The organism is Baaleninema sp., from assembly GCF_049974805.1.
Lineage (GTDB): Bacteria > Cyanobacteriota > Cyanobacteriia > Cyanobacteriales > Geitlerinemataceae > Baaleninema.
Window position 1 is genome coordinate 1 of sequence record NZ_JBNGCO010000038.1, and the last position, 18,910, is coordinate 18,910.

General features: G+C 55.3%; 14 protein-coding genes. 6 read left to right on the forward strand and 8 right to left on the reverse strand.

All coding sequences use genetic code 11. The features are described 5' to 3' along the window. The first annotated feature begins 204 nt into the window (after nt 1–204). A complete protein-coding gene (ctpC, locus tag ACP5D4_RS09545) occupies nt 205–1,482 on the forward strand; it encodes a carboxyl-terminal processing protease CtpC (RefSeq protein ID WP_428011395.1) in 1,278 nt (425 codons plus the stop codon). A gap of 75 nt (nt 1,483–1,557) precedes the next feature. Here ctpC and ACP5D4_RS09550 read toward each other — a convergent pair whose 3' ends face one another. The 4 genes from ACP5D4_RS09550 to ACP5D4_RS09565 form a co-directional block, all read right to left on the reverse strand. Continuing rightward, nucleotides 1,558–2,613, reverse strand: a complete 1,056-nt coding sequence (locus tag ACP5D4_RS09550; protein WP_428011396.1) for a glycerate kinase — start codon at nt 2,611–2,613, stop codon at nt 1,558–1,560. 133 nt (nt 2,614–2,746) lie between these two features. Next, nucleotides 2,747–2,938, reverse strand: coding sequence for an NAD(P)H dehydrogenase subunit NdhS (locus ACP5D4_RS09555; RefSeq protein ID WP_428011424.1), 192 nt, complete (start codon nt 2,936–2,938; stop codon nt 2,747–2,749). A gap of 232 nt (nt 2,939–3,170) precedes the next feature. Further along, the gene (gene rodA / locus ACP5D4_RS09560) at nt 3,171–4,421 is read right to left on the reverse strand and encodes a rod shape-determining protein RodA (protein WP_428011397.1); all 1,251 of its coding nucleotides are present in this window, start codon (nt 4,419–4,421) and stop codon (nt 3,171–3,173) included. A 72-nt stretch (nt 4,422–4,493) separates the two neighbouring features. Continuing rightward, nucleotides 4,494–5,582, reverse strand: coding sequence for an Mrp/NBP35 family ATP-binding protein (locus ACP5D4_RS09565; protein WP_428011398.1), 1,089 nt, complete (start codon nt 5,580–5,582; stop codon nt 4,494–4,496). A 244-nt stretch (nt 5,583–5,826) separates the two neighbouring features. On the opposite strand from ACP5D4_RS09565, the gene hemF reads away from it, so the two are divergent. The 3 genes from hemF to psb29 all read left to right on the forward strand — a co-directional run bounded on the left by hemF (nt 5,827) and on the right by psb29 (nt 8,544). Next, nucleotides 5,827–6,855: an oxygen-dependent coproporphyrinogen oxidase gene (gene hemF / locus ACP5D4_RS09570; RefSeq protein WP_428011399.1), complete on the forward strand. Its 1,029-nt coding sequence runs from the start codon at nt 5,827–5,829 to the stop codon at nt 6,853–6,855. A 393-nt stretch (nt 6,856–7,248) separates the two neighbouring features. Beyond that, complete coding sequence (locus ACP5D4_RS09575) at nt 7,249–7,617, forward strand: STAS domain-containing protein (protein WP_017662097.1); 369 nt, start codon at nt 7,249–7,251, stop codon at nt 7,615–7,617. 210 nt (nt 7,618–7,827) lie between these two features. Next, complete coding sequence (gene psb29 / locus ACP5D4_RS09580) at nt 7,828–8,544, forward strand: photosystem II biogenesis protein Psp29 (RefSeq protein WP_428011400.1); 717 nt, start codon at nt 7,828–7,830, stop codon at nt 8,542–8,544. 326 nt (nt 8,545–8,870) lie between these two features. Here the strand turns inward: psb29 and ACP5D4_RS09585 are convergent, their stop codons facing one another. The 3 genes from ACP5D4_RS09585 to lysA all read right to left on the reverse strand — a co-directional run bounded on the left by ACP5D4_RS09585 (nt 8,871) and on the right by lysA (nt 12,278). Beyond that, on the reverse strand, nt 8,871–9,629 hold the full coding sequence (locus ACP5D4_RS09585) for an isoprenyl transferase (RefSeq protein WP_428011401.1): 759 nt from the start codon (nt 9,627–9,629) through the stop codon (nt 8,871–8,873). A 165-nt stretch (nt 9,630–9,794) separates the two neighbouring features. After that, nucleotides 9,795–10,739: a diadenylate cyclase CdaA gene (gene cdaA, locus ACP5D4_RS09590; RefSeq protein WP_428011402.1), complete on the reverse strand. Its 945-nt coding sequence runs from the start codon at nt 10,737–10,739 to the stop codon at nt 9,795–9,797. A gap of 126 nt (nt 10,740–10,865) precedes the next feature. Next, nucleotides 10,866–12,278 carry a diaminopimelate decarboxylase gene (gene lysA / locus ACP5D4_RS09595; RefSeq protein WP_428011403.1) on the reverse strand — a complete coding sequence of 471 codons (1,413 nt, stop codon included), beginning with the start codon at nt 12,276–12,278 and terminating at the stop codon, nt 10,866–10,868. Between the two features lie 212 nt (nt 12,279–12,490). Between lysA and rimI the strand changes: the two genes are divergently transcribed. Together rimI and ACP5D4_RS09605 are read left to right on the forward strand one after the other, a co-directional pair. After that, on the forward strand, nt 12,491–13,039 hold the full coding sequence (gene rimI, locus ACP5D4_RS09600) for a ribosomal protein S18-alanine N-acetyltransferase (protein WP_428011404.1): 549 nt from the start codon (nt 12,491–12,493) through the stop codon (nt 13,037–13,039). Nucleotides 13,040–13,501: 462 nt separating this feature from the next. Continuing rightward, entirely contained in the window at nt 13,502–15,976 is a 2,475-nt protein-coding gene (locus tag ACP5D4_RS09605) for an ATP-dependent Clp protease ATP-binding subunit (protein ID WP_428011405.1), read from the forward strand. Between the two features lie 148 nt (nt 15,977–16,124). Here ACP5D4_RS09605 and ACP5D4_RS09610 read toward each other — a convergent pair whose 3' ends face one another. Beyond that, nucleotides 16,125–18,677, reverse strand: a complete 2,553-nt coding sequence (locus tag ACP5D4_RS09610; protein ID WP_428011406.1) for an HD family phosphohydrolase — start codon at nt 18,675–18,677, stop codon at nt 16,125–16,127. Nucleotides 18,678–18,910: the final 233 nt, after the last annotated feature.

Here is an 18,910-nt window from a genome sequence, read left to right on the forward strand (position 1 = left end):
ACCCAAATCGCGAGGTTTGGGAATCACCGTCCTTCCAGGGCGGTGAGGATGTCAATTAACGAATCTTTAAGATTCCTGTCAAAAAAGAATTTCTCTCGAGAGGCGATCGCCGTGAAAACCGTCCCGACTCGATCGATTCCCGTATGTTAGAGTAAGCATAAACGGTCTGAAACGTTTCTGCACTCTGAATTAAGGCATATCGACATGACAACTCGTGGGCTGGTCGTTGGCGCAACGGTCGTAATGCTAAGTACCGTGACCATTATCGGTGCGGGCATTCACATGAAAGGTCAAGCGTTCTTTCAGGATAGCCCGAAAGAACTGATAGATGAAGTTTGGCAAATTATTAATAAGAATTATGTCGATGCGACCTTCAATCAGGTCGATTGGCGATCCGTTCGTAACGACTATCTCAATCGTTCCTATAGCTCTCAGGAAGAAGCCTACGATGCGATTCGCGAGATGCTGGAGAAACTCGAAGACCCCTACACGCGCTTCATGGACCCGGACGAGTTCCGCAGCATGCAAATCGATACGTCCGGGGAGTTAACAGGGGTCGGCATTCAACTGGCACAGGACGAAGAAACTAATAAATTAATCGTTGTTTCGCCCATCGAAGACACACCAGCCTTTGAAGCGGGCATTCAATCCCAAGATATCATCGTCGAAATTGACGGCCGTAGCACCGAAGGCATGGACATTAACGAAGCCGTCAATCTGATTCGCGGTCCGATCAGTTCGGAAGTGGTGTTGACGGTCAAACGGGACGATCGCGAAATCGAGTTTCCCATTACTCGCGCCCGCATCGAAATCCACCCAGTTCGCTACAGCTATCGGGAGGATTTACCCGGTGGCGTGGGATACATTCGCTTGACCCAGTTCAGCCAACTGGCGGCCGAGGAGATGCGCGACGCGATTCGCGATTTGGAAAGTCAGGGGGTCGATGCTTACGTTCTCGACTTGCGGGCGAACCCCGGCGGCTTGTTGCAAGCCAGTATCGAAATTGCCCGCATGTGGTTCGACGAAGGTAAGATCGTTTCGACGGTAGACCGTCAGGGCATTTTGGAAGTGCAGCGGGCGAACGGTCGCGCCCTCACGGACAAACCGTTGGTGGTGTTGGTGGATGGCGGTTCGGCTAGTGCCAGCGAGATTCTCTCAGGCGCGTTACAAGATAACGAACGGGCGATTTTGGTGGGAACTCAAACCTTCGGGAAAGGACTGGTGCAATCGGTGCGTCCGGTCGGGAGCGGTTCGGGACTGGCGGTGACGATCGCTAAATATTACACCCCCGACGGCCGGGATATTAACCAAGAAGGAATTCCGCCGGATATCGAGTCGGAATTAAGCGAAGAGTCTCGCGAGGCGCTGAGAACCGATCGCACGCTCATTGGAACTCTACAAGACCCGCAGTATTCCCGCGCCATCGAAGTCTTGCAAAACGCCAATATTGCCACGCAAGCGTCCGACTCTACCTCCGATTAGGGAAAGGCCGCGCCGACGGGTGTTCGATCGCGCCCAACTCGCCTCGAAATTGAATTCAAAATATTGAATTAAAAATCAAGCAAAAATTGCCCCGATCGAGCGATCGGCTTCAATTCGCACGACCAATTGTCGGCGGGAGCGATCGCCGATTAACGGTTCGACGAATAAATCCGGGTGCAAAGCCTTCCAAAAATATTCTACGAAGGCGAAAATCTCTTCGTCTGACATTCCGTCTTGGCCTCGGGCGATGGCGTCGCGTTCGGCTTGCAACCGCCACTGTTGGCTGAGGTGGTAATCGACCGGGTATAAAACCATCAGGCGATCGAGCCGTTCCCACAGCGGTAGATAGTCCCACAAACGGGCGTTACAGTCTCGGGCGAAGGCTTTGTCCGCCTCAGTAACGATGGGAGAGGGCGCCTCGTCGAAAACCGACGGATCGATCGGTTTCGCACCCACGAACCAGCCTTCAAACAAAATAATATCCGCGCGATCGACCCCTTCGGGATTGGTGCGATCGCCGTCGCCGCCGTAAGCCGACTTATCGAAACGCGGCACCTCCAGCGGCGTTTCTCCCCGACACAGGCGATCGAGAACCTGAATTCCCAACGCCACATCGTGAGTACCCGGCGGTCCGCGACGCACCAACCGGGGGTCTTCCGCCTTGAGTTGCTGGCGTTCCCGGTGGGTTTTATACAAATCGTCGATCGACAAACTCGCTACCGCGTACCCTAACTCGTCCAGAATCTCCGTCAGGGCGGCGGCGAGGGTCGTTTTGCCCGTTCCCTGACCCCCGAGAATCCCTTGCACCAGAGGGCAAGTCATCGAACGGCGAGTCTCGGCCAGTTGTTGCGATAGCGGCAGCCACAAGGTCCATAGCGTGGCTAAAAACGGGGCGTTGGTTTGGGAAGACAACGGCAGGCGATCGAGCCGTTTACGGGCAATTTGACGCAGCAGTTGCCACCGTCGATCGATGACCTCTCGCGCGTTATCGGCCGAAATCCCGAAGGCTTGCGATCGCCGAGAATCTCGTAATTCCCAATCCACCAGCCACGCCAACACCGACTCCTCGATCGACTGACCGCGAGTCGCCGCCGCGAGAATCTCTTCTAAGCGCGATGTTCGATCGTCCATACTTCAGTCAAGGGAGCAAAGGACAGGGGGGATTGGTAGGGGGCGTAACTTAACAAATCGGGTGTGAATCGTTAAAGCGAGAAATCGTCACGCACCGCCCCTCTCATCACCCCATCACCTCATCATCCCATCATCACTTCTTACGTCCCGCTTTCGCGTCCACTAATTCCAATTCCGACAGCAAGAACGTAACCGAGTGGTCCCAGTTTCCGCCTTCAAAAAGAACCGCCGCTTTGCCATCGCTGACACGCTGCACCGATCCTTGAAACTGGTAATAGGTATCGTCGGGGTTTACAACTCGTACAGCCGATCCGGGAAGAATCATCGTCATGGGTACTCGGTAACTCAGTGTTGAAATTTTCGTTTGGCATTCAGATTGAATTTAGCTTGAATTCAGCTTGAATTCAGATCCAACTCAGTAGCGGACGCCAACCGTTCGCGTCCACGAACCGTTAATTGCCAAAGGTATTGTACTATTTTGGACTCTCGGCGACTTGCAGGGACAGCGATCTCCTGAAAACTCCGAGGTTAGAAGACTCAGCCTTCGATCGTGCAGCCTAGAACTTCAACCGCTGTCGGTAGTTGGCCACCGACTCCACCAGCCCGAAGGCGATAAAATTCGTCAACAGCGCCGATCGCCCGTAACTCAGCCAAGGTAAAGGAATCCCCGTCACCGGGGCTAAACCGATAGTCATGCTGATATTGACGATCGCCTGAAAAACCATCATCGACAACACCCCCACGCACAACAGCGACCCGAAATTATCCTTGGCATTTTGCGCCAGAATCACCAAACGCAGGCAAATCAGCCAAAACACCAAAACCACTACCATCGCGCCGACAAAGCCCAATTCCTCGCCGATGGCCGAAAAAATAAAGTCCGTATGTTGTTCCGGAATAAAACCGCCTTGAGTTTGCGTGCCGTTGCCCCAACCGCGTCCCCAAAATTCCCCCGCACCGATAGCAATGCGCGATTGAATCAAGTGATAGCCACCACCGAGGGGATCGCGATCGGGGTCGAGAAACAGAATAATCCGGTCTTTCTGATAGGGTTTGAGCAGGTTCCAGAACACCTCGCCCAACTTACCCGACAGTAGGTTGAGTCCCAAGGCGACGAACGCCCCCATCCAGCGTCCCGGGAGTGTCAGCCAAGCCAACACTCCCATTCCCGCCACCCACAGGAACCAAGCCGGGAACAGCGTCCCGAAGAGAATTGCCGACACCAGCGGCGACACCAACAACACTAACCAACCGGGGTTGGCATTCGCCCAATACAGCATTCCGATGGTAATCGCCCCGAAAACGAGGGAAGTTCCCAAGTCCGGTTGTAAAAACACCAATCCCCAAGGGACTGCCGTCACCGCTAAGGTTTGCAGCATCACCGGAAGCTTAGCGGCCGTGCGGGATTCCAATACCGCCGCCAGGGTGACGATCAGCCCTAACTTGGCAAATTCCGACGGTTGAACGTGAAAGCCGCCGATGGAAATCCACCGTTGCGCCCCCAAAGCCGTCGTCCCGACAAAGATAACGGCTAACAGGGCGAGGTTGGTGAGACCGTAAACAATCCACTTCCACTGCACTAGCACGTCGTAACGCCAACGGGCGATCGCGATCGCGATCGCCAAACCGATTCCTCCCGTCAGCCAATGTTGCCACCAGTCCGTATAATCGGCGTTGAGTTGGGTACTGCGAATCATCAAACCGCCGAAAACCGTCAGACTGACCACCGAGATGGCTAACAACCAATCTAACGACTGCCAAGGCTGTAAGAGCTGCCGCAGGCTGAAACGAGTGAGGGATTTTTGCATGAGACGCTAAACGGTGAGACGAGGCGGCAAATTCAACGAGGCTGATTTCGACCAAGCTTATTTCGATAAAGCTTATTTCGACAACGCGGCCACAGAGACTTTCGCCGCAATTTGTTTGGCAACTGCCGTCAGTTCTTTAGCCGAAACCGACTCGGGACGAGAGACGACGATGGGAACCCCTTCATCACTCCCTTCCCGCAGGGGAATTTCCAAAGGAACGCGACCGAGGAGAGGAACGCCCAGTTCCTCGGAGGTTTTTTCGCCACCGCCCGATCCGAAGATATCGTACTGGCGATCGGGGAGATCGGGGGGAACGAAATAGCTCATGTTCTCGACGATGCCGAGAACGGGAACCCCCAACTGCTCGAACATTTTCAGCCCCTTACGGGAATCGAGAAGCGCCACCTGTTGCGGCGTGGTGACGATGGCGACGCCGGCCATGGGAACTGCTTGCGCCAGGGTCAGTTGAGCGTCTCCGGTACCGGGAGGCATATCCACGATGAGATAGTCCAGTTCGCCCCATTGCACTTGATAGAGGAACTGACGAATGACCCCGTTGAGCATGGGACCTCGCCAAATCACGGGTTGGTCTTTGTCGATGAGGAAGGCCATCGAGACTAGTTTCACACCGTGATTGAAGGCGGGTTCGAGGACTTCTTTACCGTCGGGGGCTTGGCGAACCATGACTTTGGCATCGGCCAGACCCAACATATTGGGACCGTTGGGACCGTAGATGTCGGCGTCGAGGAGTCCCACTTTTGCCCCAGTTTGAGCCAGGGCCACGGCGACGTTAACGGCAACACTGCTTTTCCCGACGCCGCCTTTACCGCTGGAGATGGCGATAATGTTGTTTACGCCGTCGATGCCTTGGCGGTCGGGGAGAGAGGCTTGTTTGGGGGTTTCCGCCGTAACGTCCACTTCCACGGCTTCCACGCCGGAGAGGGTGCGGACGGCTTTTTCGCAGTCTTCGACGATGAACTCCCGCAGCGGACAGGCGGGGGTGGTCAAGACGAGGGTAAATTTGACGGTGCCGCCCTCGATGGCCACGTTGCGGATCATGTTCAATTCCACCAAACTTTTTTGAAGTTCGGGGTCTTGCACCGGGCGCAAGACGTTTAAAACGGATTCGGGAGTCAGGTCTTTCGAGACGGTCGGTTCCACTAAAACCTCCTGATGTTAAGCGTTTCGGCTGTGAGTCTAGCGATCGAACGCAGACGACAATGTATCTTTTTGTTGTGAAAAATGTACGTTCTTAAAGAGTATTCTAAATCGACGGCAACATTCCTTATGATATTTAAGGCCGCGAACGCTGTGGGAAACGCGGTCGCCTTGAAGGCCAGATACGCCAGCAAACCGATATACTGAGTCTTCCGACCCTACGATCGATTCTTAATATCAGTCCCTTATGAATGTAACTTCGAGTCCTTCTACGCCCTCCACCCCCGCCCGTCCCCCGGAAGATTCGCGATCGCGGATCGGCCAGTTCATGAGAGATTTACAAGATGAAATCTGCCAAGGATTGGAGCGTATCGACGGCCGGGAAAGGTTTCGAGAAGATTCGTGGGAGCGTCCCGAAGGCGGCGGCGGTCGATCGCGCGTGATTCGCGAAGGCGATATTTTCGAGCAAGGGGGCGTCAACTTTTCAGAAGTGTTCGGCCCGCAGCTTCCCCCTTCGATTTTGAAGCAGCGGCCGGAAGCAGAAGGCCACGGGTTTTACGCCACGGGGACTTCGATGGTGCTGCACCCTCGCAATCCCTACATTCCTACGGTTCACTTAAATTACCGCTATTTCGAGGCCGGTCCGGTGTGGTGGTTCGGCGGCGGCGTGGATTTGACGCCGTATTATCCTTTTGAAGAAGACGCCGCTGGCTTCCATAAAACGGTGAAAGCTGCCTGCGATCGACACCATTCGGAGTATTACCCGGTTTTCAAACGTTGGTGCGACGAGTATTTCTATTTGAAACACCGCCAAGAAACCCGGGGAGTCGGCGGGATTTTCTTCGATTACCAAGACGGCCGAGGCGAACTCTATCGCGGCCCCGACCCTGAAGGGCCGGCAGCCACCTACAGTAAAGAACTCGGCGCCCCCGAACCTCGGGATTGGGAATCTCTGTTTGCCTTCGCGCGAGATTGCGGAAAGTCCTTCCTTCCGGCTTACGAACCTATCGTTCAACGGCGTCGGGGTATGGAATACGGCGATCGCGAACGCAATTTCCAACTGTACCGACGCGGCCGCTACGTGGAGTTTAATTTGGTTTACGATCGCGGCACGATTTTCGGCTTACAAACCAACGGCCGCACCGAGTCGATTTTAATGTCGTTGCCGCCGCTGGTGCGCTGGGAATACTGCTACGAACCGGAACCGGGAACCCCGGAAGCCAAGCTGTACGAGACGTTCCTGAAACCGCAAGACTGGGCGAACTGGACGGCGTAACCGGACAACCTGCCTTCGAGGTAACGGCCGCCGAGGTGAGGTGCGATCGTTTCTGGCTTTTCCATCCCTCACAGGCGGGAGGAGAGATGTTTGGTATCCTAGATCCGAGACGGTAGCGCGCTAAAGATTTCTCTGATGAGGCGTTGGCTCGACCCCGAGCCGACCCCCGACAGAACGAGTCTGAACAGACAACGCGGGCCGATTCCCGAGCGCGTTGGAAAACGCTGACGGAAATCACGATCGAGCCAGACGAGATCTCTCGTCTTCGATCGGGTACAATTGCTCGCTGAGACGGTTTGCCAGAGTATTTTCCTCGGATGCAGACCGAGTTAAGCGAGAAGCCCCGGAATACCCACCGGGACGTGTCGAGTTTGTAAGTGCGAGGAAGGGTCTGTGATCCACATCGAGCAGAAAACACATACTACCCAAGATGGGACGACCGTGATCGTTCTGGCACCTGCAGGTCGTTTGGATATTACGACGGCTTGGCAGTTTCGCCTCAAACTTCAGGAATGCATCTCTAAACTCAGTCGCCACGTGGTCGTCAACCTCGGACAGGTGAACTTTATCGATAGTTCGGGTTTGACTTCTTTGGTTGCGGGAATGCGAGACGCCGATAAAGTTAAAGGCAGTTTCCGCATTTGCAACGTGCATCCGGAAGCCAAACTGGTGTTCGAGGTGACGATGATGGATTCCGTATTTGAAATTTTCGAGACGGAAGAAGAAGCCCTCGAAGGCGTTCCCCGCAACGTGGCCAGTTAACCCGAAACGTCGGTGTCTGCGTCCTCCCCACTTGGGAGATGCCCCCGCTTCCGATCGCGTCGGAAACGGGGAACGCACGACCGTTTCGATCGTCTCGACTGCGATGGAAACGAAACCGCACGCGGAATTCCCCCTAAGAGTGCGGGACTCGGCCTGACGACGATCTCGCCCGAGACCTTGTAAAGTCCTTCAGCCCCCAGTAAACGTCCTGTGGATAACGTCCGTACTGTTTCCGATACTAAACGAGCTTTTTATCGCCTTCACACGCGACCGGTCAATTCGATTTATCGCCGGGTCGTGGAAGAGTTGATGGTCGAGATGCACCTGCTCTCGGTTAACGTAGATTTTAAATACGATCCCATTTATGCCCTCGGGGTGGTGACGGCGTTCGATCGCTTGATGCGGGGGTATCAGCCAGACCGCGATCGCAAGTCGATTTTTGAATCCCTCTGTCGCGCCATCGACGACGATCCCGATCGATATCGTCAGGATGCTGCCGCCGTGACCGCCGCCGCCGAACAACTGTCGAGCGAAGATTTAACGGCAATGTTGGCAAGTCCGGATAGCAGCGAAACGGACAATCTCGTCAAGCAAAAACTTCAAGAAATTTCCAGCCGAGATAACTTTAAATACAGCCGTTTGTTTGCCATCGGTTTGTTATCTGTTATCGAACGGGTTGACGAAGAATTGGCTAAAGACGATAAAAAACTGTTTTCCCTGTTAGAAAAAGCCAGCGACGCCTTAAATTTATCTGATAATCGACTCCAAAAAGATCTCGAACTCTATCGCAGTAATCTCGAAAAAATGGAGCAGGCTCAAAGCGTCATGGCTGACATTTTGGCGGCCGAACGCAAAAAACGTAGCGAACGGGAAAACGCCAAGCAAGCCCCAGCCGAGAAAACCACGCCCGAATCTCAATCGTCTTAGCTTCAACAAGGGGATCTCGAAACTGGTTGTTGAGAGCGCATCTCACTGCTGTAAAACGCCAGAAACCGGGTATCGAGCGTTCTTCAAGATACCCGGTTTCTTCTAAGCGTGGTTTCAAAAAAGTCTTCACCACAGAAACACATCCCCCCGGATCTTTTGAGATTAGGGTGTAATTTGTTAATTTGGATGCAGAGTTGGGAGAAACCGCTCTTTGAGATAAGGATGGAGGATGGAATCGCAAAACCCCCGTAGCTGCGTCCGAGTAAGGCAGTTACGGGGTTTCTGTTGGAAGGATTGGATGGGGACGATCGAAGGGGGCGTCCGTCCTAACGAGACGCCACTTTTCCAAAACGGCGATCGCGCTGCTGGTAGGATAATAACGCCCGGTGGAACGCCTCGCGATCGAACTCCGGCCAGAGGGTATCCGTCACGTACAACTCCGCATAGGCCACCTGCCACAACAAAAAATTACTAATTCGCATCTCGCCGCTGGTGCGAATCAACAAATCCGGATCGTCCAACTCTACCGTATACAAATGACGGGCGAACAACTCGCGATCGATCTCCTCCGGCTCGAGTTCTCCCCGCTTCACCTGATGCGCGATGGCGCGACAGGCTTCCACGATTTCCTGTCGTCCGCCGTAATTCGTCGCCACCGTAAACTGAATTCCCGTATTGTTCCCCGTTTCCTCCATCGCGCGATCGATCTCCGCCCGCAACGACGGCGGTAGCGTCTCCAAATGCCCCACAAAACGGATGCGGACGTTTTCCTCCATCATCTCCCGCAACTGCTGCCGCAACACCCGCTCGAACAGGGTCATCAGAAAATCCACTTCTTCCAACGGGCGACCCCAATTTTCCGTCGAAAACGCATAAGCCGTTAGCGCCTCAATTCCCCAGTCGTCGCAGCAGCGCAACAAATCCTTAAGCGCGTCTACCCCCCGTTGGTGGCCGACAATCCGGGGAAAGCCCCGACCTTGCGCCCAGCGGCCGTTGCCGTCCATAATAACCGCCACGTGTTTCGGCAAGCGAGCGGGATCGAGATCGACGGGTAACGTTCGTAAGAGAGTTTGCTTGGCACTCATACCGGATTCCTCTGTGTTCCACCAGACTGCTCGATCGACTACGCAGTGACTCGCTGGCATTCCTGACCTTAACCCCTGCATTGTATACGGTCGTCCCGCGCCAGACGAGACCACGGTGGCGAAGTTCCGCCACCTTTACCCGAACTGCCACATCAACGAGAGTCTTTACTTCTTATCGCGAGATGCCGAGGGCGATCGCCGGAAAAAACGCGCGATCGCTTCCCCACCGCGCGAACTCAAGCGACGGCCGAGACTCCGCCAGTTCGGGGCGACCACTTCTCCGTCTACCGTACTCGAAAACCGCGCTTCCAACAGTTCCTTTAACTTACTGCTCGTCAGAGGACGGTTGAGCGACCCCCGTTCCGCCAGGGAAATCGACCCGGTTTCCTCCGAAACCACCACGCACAAGCAAGTTTTCACCCGTTCGGTAATGCCCATGGCCGCACGATGTCGCGTTCCCAACTGGCGCGACGCCGTGCGTTCCGACAGCGGTAAAATAATTCCCGCCGAGACGATGCGCGAGGCCCGAATCAACACCGCCCCGTCGTGCAGCAGCGTACTCGTTTGAAAAATCGTCTGCAATAACTCTTTCGACACTTCCGCGTTGAGTTTGACACCGGGTACCGAAAAATCCCGTTCGTCGATGGGTTGTTTCGTTTCCAGAACCAGTAACGCCCCCGTGCGGTTTTGCGAGAGTTCCTTCACCGCGTCCACCACCTCGTCCACCACGCTGTCCGCCTTGGGCAGACTTTCTCGGGACGACTGAAACAAGCCGCCGATATCGCCGCGACCGAGTTGTTCGAGAAACTGGCGGAATTCCGACTGCAACGTGACCGCCATCGCCACCGCCGAGACGATGGTGATTTTATCAAGGACGAAGTGCAGTAACTTGAGGTTTAACGTGCTGCTGAGACCAGCGGCCAACACTAACACCACCAAGCCCTGCACCATCCACAGCGTGCGGCGTTCGCCGATCGCCACCAAGATCGTATAGGTCAGAACGAAGACCAATCCGAGATCGATCGCGACCCAAAATTGTTGGATCGATCGCAACAGCGAGGATGGATTCCCGCTGGAGTTCGCTAGCCATTGCTGCCACAGAGATTCCATCGAACTCTGGATTCTCCTCGTACTGCTGTGTTACCCAAAAATGCCCCCAACCCGATCTCGAACGACGAAAGAACGGAAACGCCGCACGATCGACCATCGAACGGGCGATCGATCGCCCTGGCTGACCTAACGGTCTTCAGTACCCATTAAGCGATCGGGTAAGCGATCTTGCCGAAGTAAATCGTCGTCTGTTTCCCGTTGCAAGACGATACTGGCTTCTCCCTCCTGGACCAACACGGCCGCCGGACGCGGCAACCGATTGTAATTCGAGGACATACTGTAATTGTAGGCTCCCGTCCCCGCCACGACGAGAACGTCTCCCGCTTGAGTTTTAGGAAGTTTGGCGTTCGACACCACCACGTCCCCAGACTCGCAGTGTTTGCCCGCCACCGTCACCGTTTCAGTCGCCGGGGCGCTCATGCGATTGGCGACGACAGTTTGATACAGCGATTGATAGGTAATCGGACGGGGGTTGTCGGACATTCCGCCGTCTACCGTAATGTAAGTTCGAATTCCCGGCACGGTTTTCTCGGCGCCGATGGTGTACGCCGTCACGCAAGCAGACCCCACCAGCGATCGCCCCGGTTCGCACAGCAAGCGAGGTAACGGCATCCCAGCCTCGCGACAGGCGGCGGTAACGTTCTCGCACACCGTTTTTACCCATGCGTCGATACTGGGGGGATCGTCGGATTGGGTGTAGCGAATCCCCAAACCGCCCCCAACGTTCAGTTCGGTGACGGGAAGCCCGTAGGCTTTCGCCCGTTGCCACCAGGAGACCATCACCTTCGGTAAGTCGCAGTGGGGCTGTAACTCGAAAATTTGCGATCCGATATGGGCGTGCAATCCGACACAGGACAAACTCGGATGTTGGCTGACGAACTCTAACACGGCGTCGAGGGAGTCGGGGTCGAACCCAAACTTGCTATCGAGGTGTCCCGTTTGAATGTATTCGTGGGTGTGGCATTCGATACCGGGAGTCAAGCGCAGCATCAGCCGCACGGGAGTTTCGCGACCTTCCGTCAGGGACACCAGCAGGTTTAAATCGTTCCAGTTGTCGGCGACGACGGTAATTCCAGCATCGATCGCCCGTTGCAGTTCTTGACGGGATTTGTTGTTGCCGTGGAGGTAGATGCGATCGGGCGAAACTCCCGCTTTTAAAGCCGTGTACAGTTCGCCGCCACTGACGACGTCGGTTCCCAAGCCTTCGCTGGCGACGATGGCGCAGACGGCCAGACAACTCCAAGCTTTCGAGGCGAAGAGAACCAAGCTATCGCCTTCGTAATAGCGTTGAAAGGCGTTTCGATACTGGCGACAGGCCGTCCGCAGGGTGGTTTCGTCGAGGATGTAGAGGGGCGTTCCGAAGCGACGAGTCAAGGTGGTGACGTCGCAACCGCCGATTTCTAGGGTGTCGTTGTCGTTGACTCGGGCGGTGAGGGGAAAGAGTTCTTGGTTGGGGGAACGGGTGTCGGCAGAACCCTCGATAGAGGGGAGGTAGGACAAACCAGACGTCGGGGATTCAACAGGAGGAGTCGATACCATGATTTGAGATAAATACGCGATCGCGAGTCGAGCAACATCTATAGCGGTCAAACTGCACGACAGCAGCAGCGTCGGCAGGTTTCAAACCGTTTTTTGCGAGGAACGTTCGAGGGATAGCACGCCGAAAGGCCGAGACCCGAACGTACAGCCATCAAATCTCTAGTGTACAATCTAGGGCTGCTGATTCCGAACGCTTTCGATCGATTCTTCCCGTGACCCATCTTCACCTCAAGCCGCTGTCCGTCGAGGACTTGCCCTATATTGTCGAACTCGATCGCACCTGTTTCGGCCAATTGTGGACGGAAGCGGGATACCAACGGGAACTCGAGAGTCCCAACAGCCACTTGCTGGGACTGTTCGCCACGGACGAGAACGGCGTCTCTCTCGTAGGTTTGGGCTGCCTTTGGGCGATTCTCGACGAAGCCCACCTCACCATTTTGGCCGTCCTGCCTCCCTACCGACGGCAGGGGTTGGGGCGGTTGTTGTTGCAGGCCCTGTTGCGATCGGCCCGACAGCGGGGTTTAGAACGCGCTACGTTAGAAGTCAGTACCGCCAACTGTGCCGCGCGATCGCTCTACGAACAATTTGGCTTTCGAGAAGCGGGTCGGCGACAGGATTATTATCCCAATGGAGAGGATGCGGCCATTTTGTGGTTAAGTGGGATACAAAATACCGTTTTTTTACAAAAATTAGAGGATTGGGATCGCCAACTTCTGCATCGTCTCAAGCAACAAGGTTGGCAAATCTTAAAAACTTGTTAAATCTCGAGGGTTTGACAACCCGAAGGTCGATCGCGCACCGCGCCACTCACCGCCGTAGCAAGACCCGAGCCAGGTTTGCTATGCTAATTCCTACAAACAAAAACGATCGCCGCTGCCACCCGACGCAGTTTCAGCAAACTTGCCAAACGCGACGGGTCGATGCCATTCTCAACGCCACTTTTAACGTTGAGTCCCTCTAGAAACCGCTAATAGGATTGTTTTTGCTAAAATCAACCTACGAAGCGCCAGTCTGGGATCGTTTCAGAGCCAGGTTTTTAACCTTATCTGAAACCCAACGCACGGGGAACCTTTCCGTCTCACAAGCGCGGTCGGTCAGAGGGTCGAAGCACTTCAAACGCACACCATCAGTGCCAAAAAGTGCTAGGCGCGAGAATCCCCCGCCCCCCATTCCCCTTTCCTTGGGAACCCGCCTTCAACACTGTTCGGTATCGGAAGTACGCCATGTTTGAACGATTTACAGAAAAAGCCATCAAAGTGATTATGCTCGCCCAGGAGGAAGCTCGCCGCCTGGGACATAACTTCGTCGGCACCGAGCAAATTCTCCTGGGTTTGATCGGTGAAGGCACCGGCGTCGCGGCCAAAGTTCTCAAATCGATGGGGGTCAACCTCAAAGACGCACGCATCGAAGTCGAAAAAATTATCGGTCGCGGCTCCGGATTCGTGGCAGTGGAAATTCCCTTCACCCCCCGAGCCAAACGCGTGTTGGAACTGTCCCTCGAGGAAGCTCGCCAACTGGGACATAATTATATCGGCACGGAACACCTGCTGCTGGGCTTGATTCGCGAAGGGGAAGGCGTGGCCGCCCGCGTGTTGGAAAATCTCGGCGTCGATCTCTCCAAAGTCCGCACCCAAGTGATTCGGATGTTGGGAGAAACGGCAGAAGTGGCCGCCGGCCCCGGTGGCGGACGCACTAAAACCCCGACCCTGGACGAATTCGGCTCCAACCTCACCCAAATGGCGGTTGAAGGCAAACTCGATCCGGTGGTGGGACGCCAAACGGAAATCGAGCGGGTCATTCAAATTCTCGGACGCCGCACCAAAAACAACCCGGTGTTGATTGGCGAACCGGGGGTGGGTAAAACTGCCATCGCCGAAGGTCTGGCGCAGCGCATCGCCAATGGCGACATTCCCGACATTTTAGAAGACAAACGGGTAGTGACCCTCGATATTGGCTTGTTGGTGGCGGGTACGAAATATCGCGGCGAATTCGAGGAACGCCTCAAGAAAATCATGGACGAAATTCGTCAGGCGTCCAACGTGATTTTGGTCATCGACGAGGTTCACACCCTCATCGGGGCCGGAGCCGCCGAAGGTGCTATCGACGCGGCGAATATCCTCAAACCGACGTTGGCTCGGGGCGAGTTGCAGTGCATCGGGGCCACGACCCTGGACGAGTACCGCAAGCACATCGAACGGGACGCCGCACTCGAACGTCGGTTCCAACCGGTGATGGTGGGCGAACCCAGCGTGGAGGAAACGATTCAGATCCTCTTCGGACTGCGGGAACGCTACGAACAACACCACAAGCTGAAAATTTCCGACGAAGCTCTCGACGCGGCGGCGAAACTCTCCGATCGCTATATTAGCGATCGATATCTGCCGGACAAAGCCATCGACCTCATCGACGAAGCTGGCTCTCGGGTGCGCTTGCTGGAATCGCAACTACCTCCGGCGGCCAAAGAACTCGATAAAGAACTGCGGAACGTCTTGAAAGAGAAAGACGACGCCGTTCGATCGCAAGATTTCGATCGAGCCGGGGTGTTGCGCGATCGCGAAATGGAAATCAAAGCCGAAATTAAAGCCATCGCCCAAAGCAAAAAAGGCGACACCAGCAACAGCGAAGACTCTCCCATCGTCAACGAAGAGGATATCGCGCAAATCGTCGCCAGTTGGACGGGAGTTCCGGTGAACAAACTCACCGAATCCGAATCCGAGAAGCTGCTGCACATGGAAGACACCCTGCACCAGCGCCTCATCGGACAAGACGAAGCCGTTCGCGCCGTCTCCCGCGCCATTCGCCGCGCCCGCGTCGGCTTGAAGAACCCCAACCGTCCCATCGCCAGCTTCATCTTCTCCGGTCCCACGGGGGTCGGTAAAACCGAACTCACCAAAGCCCTGGCGTCCTACTTCTTCGGTTCCGAAGAAGCCATGATTCGCCTGGATATGTCCGAGTACATGGAACGCCACACCGTTTCCAAACTCATCGGTTCGCCACCGGGATACGTTGGGTACAACGAAGGCGGACAACTCACCGAAGCCGTGCGTCGCCGTCCCTATACCGTGGTACTGTTCGACGAAATCGAAAAAGCCCACCCCGACGTCTTCAATATGCTGTTGCAAATCCTCGAAGACGGTCGCCTCACCGACGCCAAAGGCCGCACGGTGGACTTCAAAAACACCTTGCTGATTCTCACCTCGAACATCGGGTCTAAAGTTATCGAGAAAGGTGGCGGAAGCCTCGGTTTCGAGTTCGCCGACGACAAAACCGAAGCCCAATACAACCGCATTCGGAATTTGGTCAACGAAGAACTCAAACAGTACTTCCGTCCCGAATTCCTCAACCGTCTCGACGAGATTATCGTCTTCCGTCAACTCACGAAGGACGAAGTCAAGGAAATCGGCGATATCTTACTCGAAGAAGTGTTCGGCCGCTTGACGGAACAGGGTATCAAACTCGAAGTCACTGAGAAGTTCAAAGATCGCTTGGTCGAGGAAGGATACAACCCCAGTTACGGGGCGCGTCCGTTACGTCGGGCGATTATGCGCTTGCTTGAAGACAGCCTCGCCGAAGAGATTCTCTCGGGACGCATTCAAGACGGCGATACCGCCTTGGTGGATGTGGACGATGAAGGGAAGGTGACGATTAATTTGAAAGAGCGTTCTGAAGAAATGCTCGTCGCAACTGAGGGTGCGTGACTTGAAAAATCGGGTGTAAATGGTTAGACGATCGATCGTCACGCACCGAAATCGTACACCATCAACATACAAGACCAACATACAAAGTTGGAGGTTTAAAAGAGATCGGAGTGGGATAGGTTCCACTCCGATTTTTTTTGATTCACCATCATTTATTCGACAAAACCGCTTTTGGATAAGCAATTCTTTTGTGATTGAACTGTTGCCAAACCTGAACGAAAATCTCGGCAATTTTGCTCATATCCGAGCGCGTCAATCCCGAATCCACCAGTTGATTGTCCTGCCATCGCGCCCGGAGAATTTTGTTCACCATCGAAAAGGCTTCCTCTGGGGTAGCGTCTTTCAGCGATCGCAACGCCGCCTCGCAGGAGTCCGCTAACATGACGATGCCCGTTTCTCGAGATTGGGGAATCGGCCCCTCGTAGCGGAAATCCGGTTCGCAAACCTCGCGATCGCTGCGGTGTTTGGCTTGATAGTAAAAATAAGCGATGAGCATCGTCCCTTGATGTTCGGGAATGAACGCCTGAATCGCTTTGGGAAGGCGACTTTTTCTCGCCATCACCAAGCCTTCGCTGACGTGCTTTTTAATAATCGAGGCACTTTTCCAGGGATCGTTGATGCGATCGTGTTTGTTCGGGCCGCCCATTTGGTTCTCCACGAAACTCAGAGGGTCGTGCATTTTCCCGATGTCGTGATAGAGGGTTCCCGCCCGCACCAGTTCCACGTTGCAGCCCAACGCCTTCGCCGCCGATTCCGCCAAGGTCGCCACGAACAGCGTATGTTGGAAAGTGCCGGGGGCTTCGGCAGCCAAGCGTTTGAGAAGGGGACGGTTGGGGTTCGAGAGTTCCGACAGGCGCACGGGCGTTACCAAGTCGAACAGATGTTCGAGGTAGGGACTGACCCCTAAAACGACGATGCCCCAGGCGACGCCCCACAGCCCTTGTAAAAGCGCCCCTTTGAGCGGGAGCGACCAGACGGGGCCGAGGGTGCCGTAGAGGAGGAGTTCGATAACGGTGACGACGAGATAGGCCATGGCTTGGGAGACGCCGACGCCGACGCCTAAGAGGGCGAGTTCTTCGCGCGATCGCAAGCGTCCGGCGACGATGCCGCCTAACGCCCCGCCGATCAGACCCGCGATGAGATAACCGAATTCGATTTCCAAGCCCAAGGGCATGAGAACGCCGAGGAGCGATACCACGGTGACGCCCATTAAGGAGCCGTAGAAGCTTCCCACTGCCAAGCCGATGGCGGGAAGGCTCGTGGTGGGAATGCCGAACATCACCAAAATCGGGGCGCTGAGACTCAGCAACAAAACCAACAGTCGATCGCGCTGGCGGATTTTTGGATGAACTCGTTTCTCGATGGCGAAGTACAGGGAAATTCCCACCCAGACGACGCCTCCGAAGGCAATCCAACCGAAACCGTTCACGGGGTCTCGTTGGACGAGGTTGAAATGGTCGAGAATGGCGAATTGAGAGGCCGTGATGGTTTCGCCAGCTTCGACGATAATCTCGCCGCGATCGACCCTCACGTAGACGATATCCTGGGCGGCTGCTGCCTGCTCGGCCTGTTCGCGGGTTTTGTCCTTATCTACCGTTAAATTGGGTTCCAAGGCGCTCGTCAGCAGCACCGTGGCGAAAGCGTTGCTGCGAGCGTTCGGTTGCAAGGCCGAAAGCTGCATTTCAACCGAGTGTTCGATGGCTTCAGGCAAAACCCCTTGAGCAATGCCTTGGGCGAGCATCTGCTTGGCCACCTGCAAGATGTTCTTTTGGGTTTGTTGCCACTGGGCATCCGACAAGTCGAACAGAGTGCTGGTGTAAATGAGTTGCGAGTCCGTGTGGGAAACCTCCGATAAACTCGCCAGGGCGTTCGTGTAGCGTTCCCGAACCGTTTCGATCTGGCGGATCAGTCGATCGAACTCTTCCTCCGAAGCCCGATCTCGATAGTCGCGAAGTTGTTGTGTCGCTTGACGGGTGAGACTGTCGGGAGTTTGGAGCCAGTTCGACAGCCCTTGAGACACGCCGTTGAGAGCGCCGAGGCGCGTCGCTTGTAAGAGGCGATCGTCGCTGTTTTCCAAACGGTCTTCCGCCTCTGACGGTGAGTTGTCCTCAGTACTCGGCGTTTCTGAGATTTCGGGCGGGTCGATCGCCCATTGAATCGCCTGCCATTCCCACACCGAGCATTCTCTGAGGTAGCGTTGAACGTCCGTCGAAACGATACCCGTCGAAACATAGGGAAATTCACCCACGATATCCCGCAAGGCGTTCCCTTGTTCCAAATAGCGTTCGATGTCGTTCAAAATCTGGGTGTTGACCACCGGATCGCCTACGAAAACCGGCGTTGCCCCCACTCGGGCGTTGCGGCGGTTTTCCTCCGTACTTTTTTCGTCCTGCACCTTAGCCGATTCCGGCGCGACGATGGTTCTCGGCGCCTGACTTCCAACGTCGAGATCGGGTTGGTTGTAGAACCGCTGGCCGAGCGTTCCCGTCAAACATAAGACGGCAAAGGCGATGGACACGGGACTCGATGTCGAGCCTTTTCGGGAAGATTTTGCCCCGAGTTCCGGCCGCGGCCGTCCGTTCGGCGACGCCAAGGCAGGGCGCGTCTCAACAGCGCGATCGCGAAAGCGGTGCGTCGCACCTTCGCGCCACTGATGCCATTGGCGGCCGAGCTGCCGTGTCAGAGTTTGCAGGGCTTTCATATGCGAAACCACGCTCGGTGAGAAGACAGAACCTCACAGGCTATATTATAAAGTCGCCCTGTGGGGATACAGAGCGGGGAGAGGAAGGAAAAACCGAATTGCCAACCGATCGCCCAACCGTCTGTTGTGCGCCTTGACAGATGAGGTTGTGGAACCTCCGACGCGATCGATCGCCCGAAACCATCGTTGAATAAAAGCATCGAAAGAATGTACTGGCGAGTCCTGCGACTCCA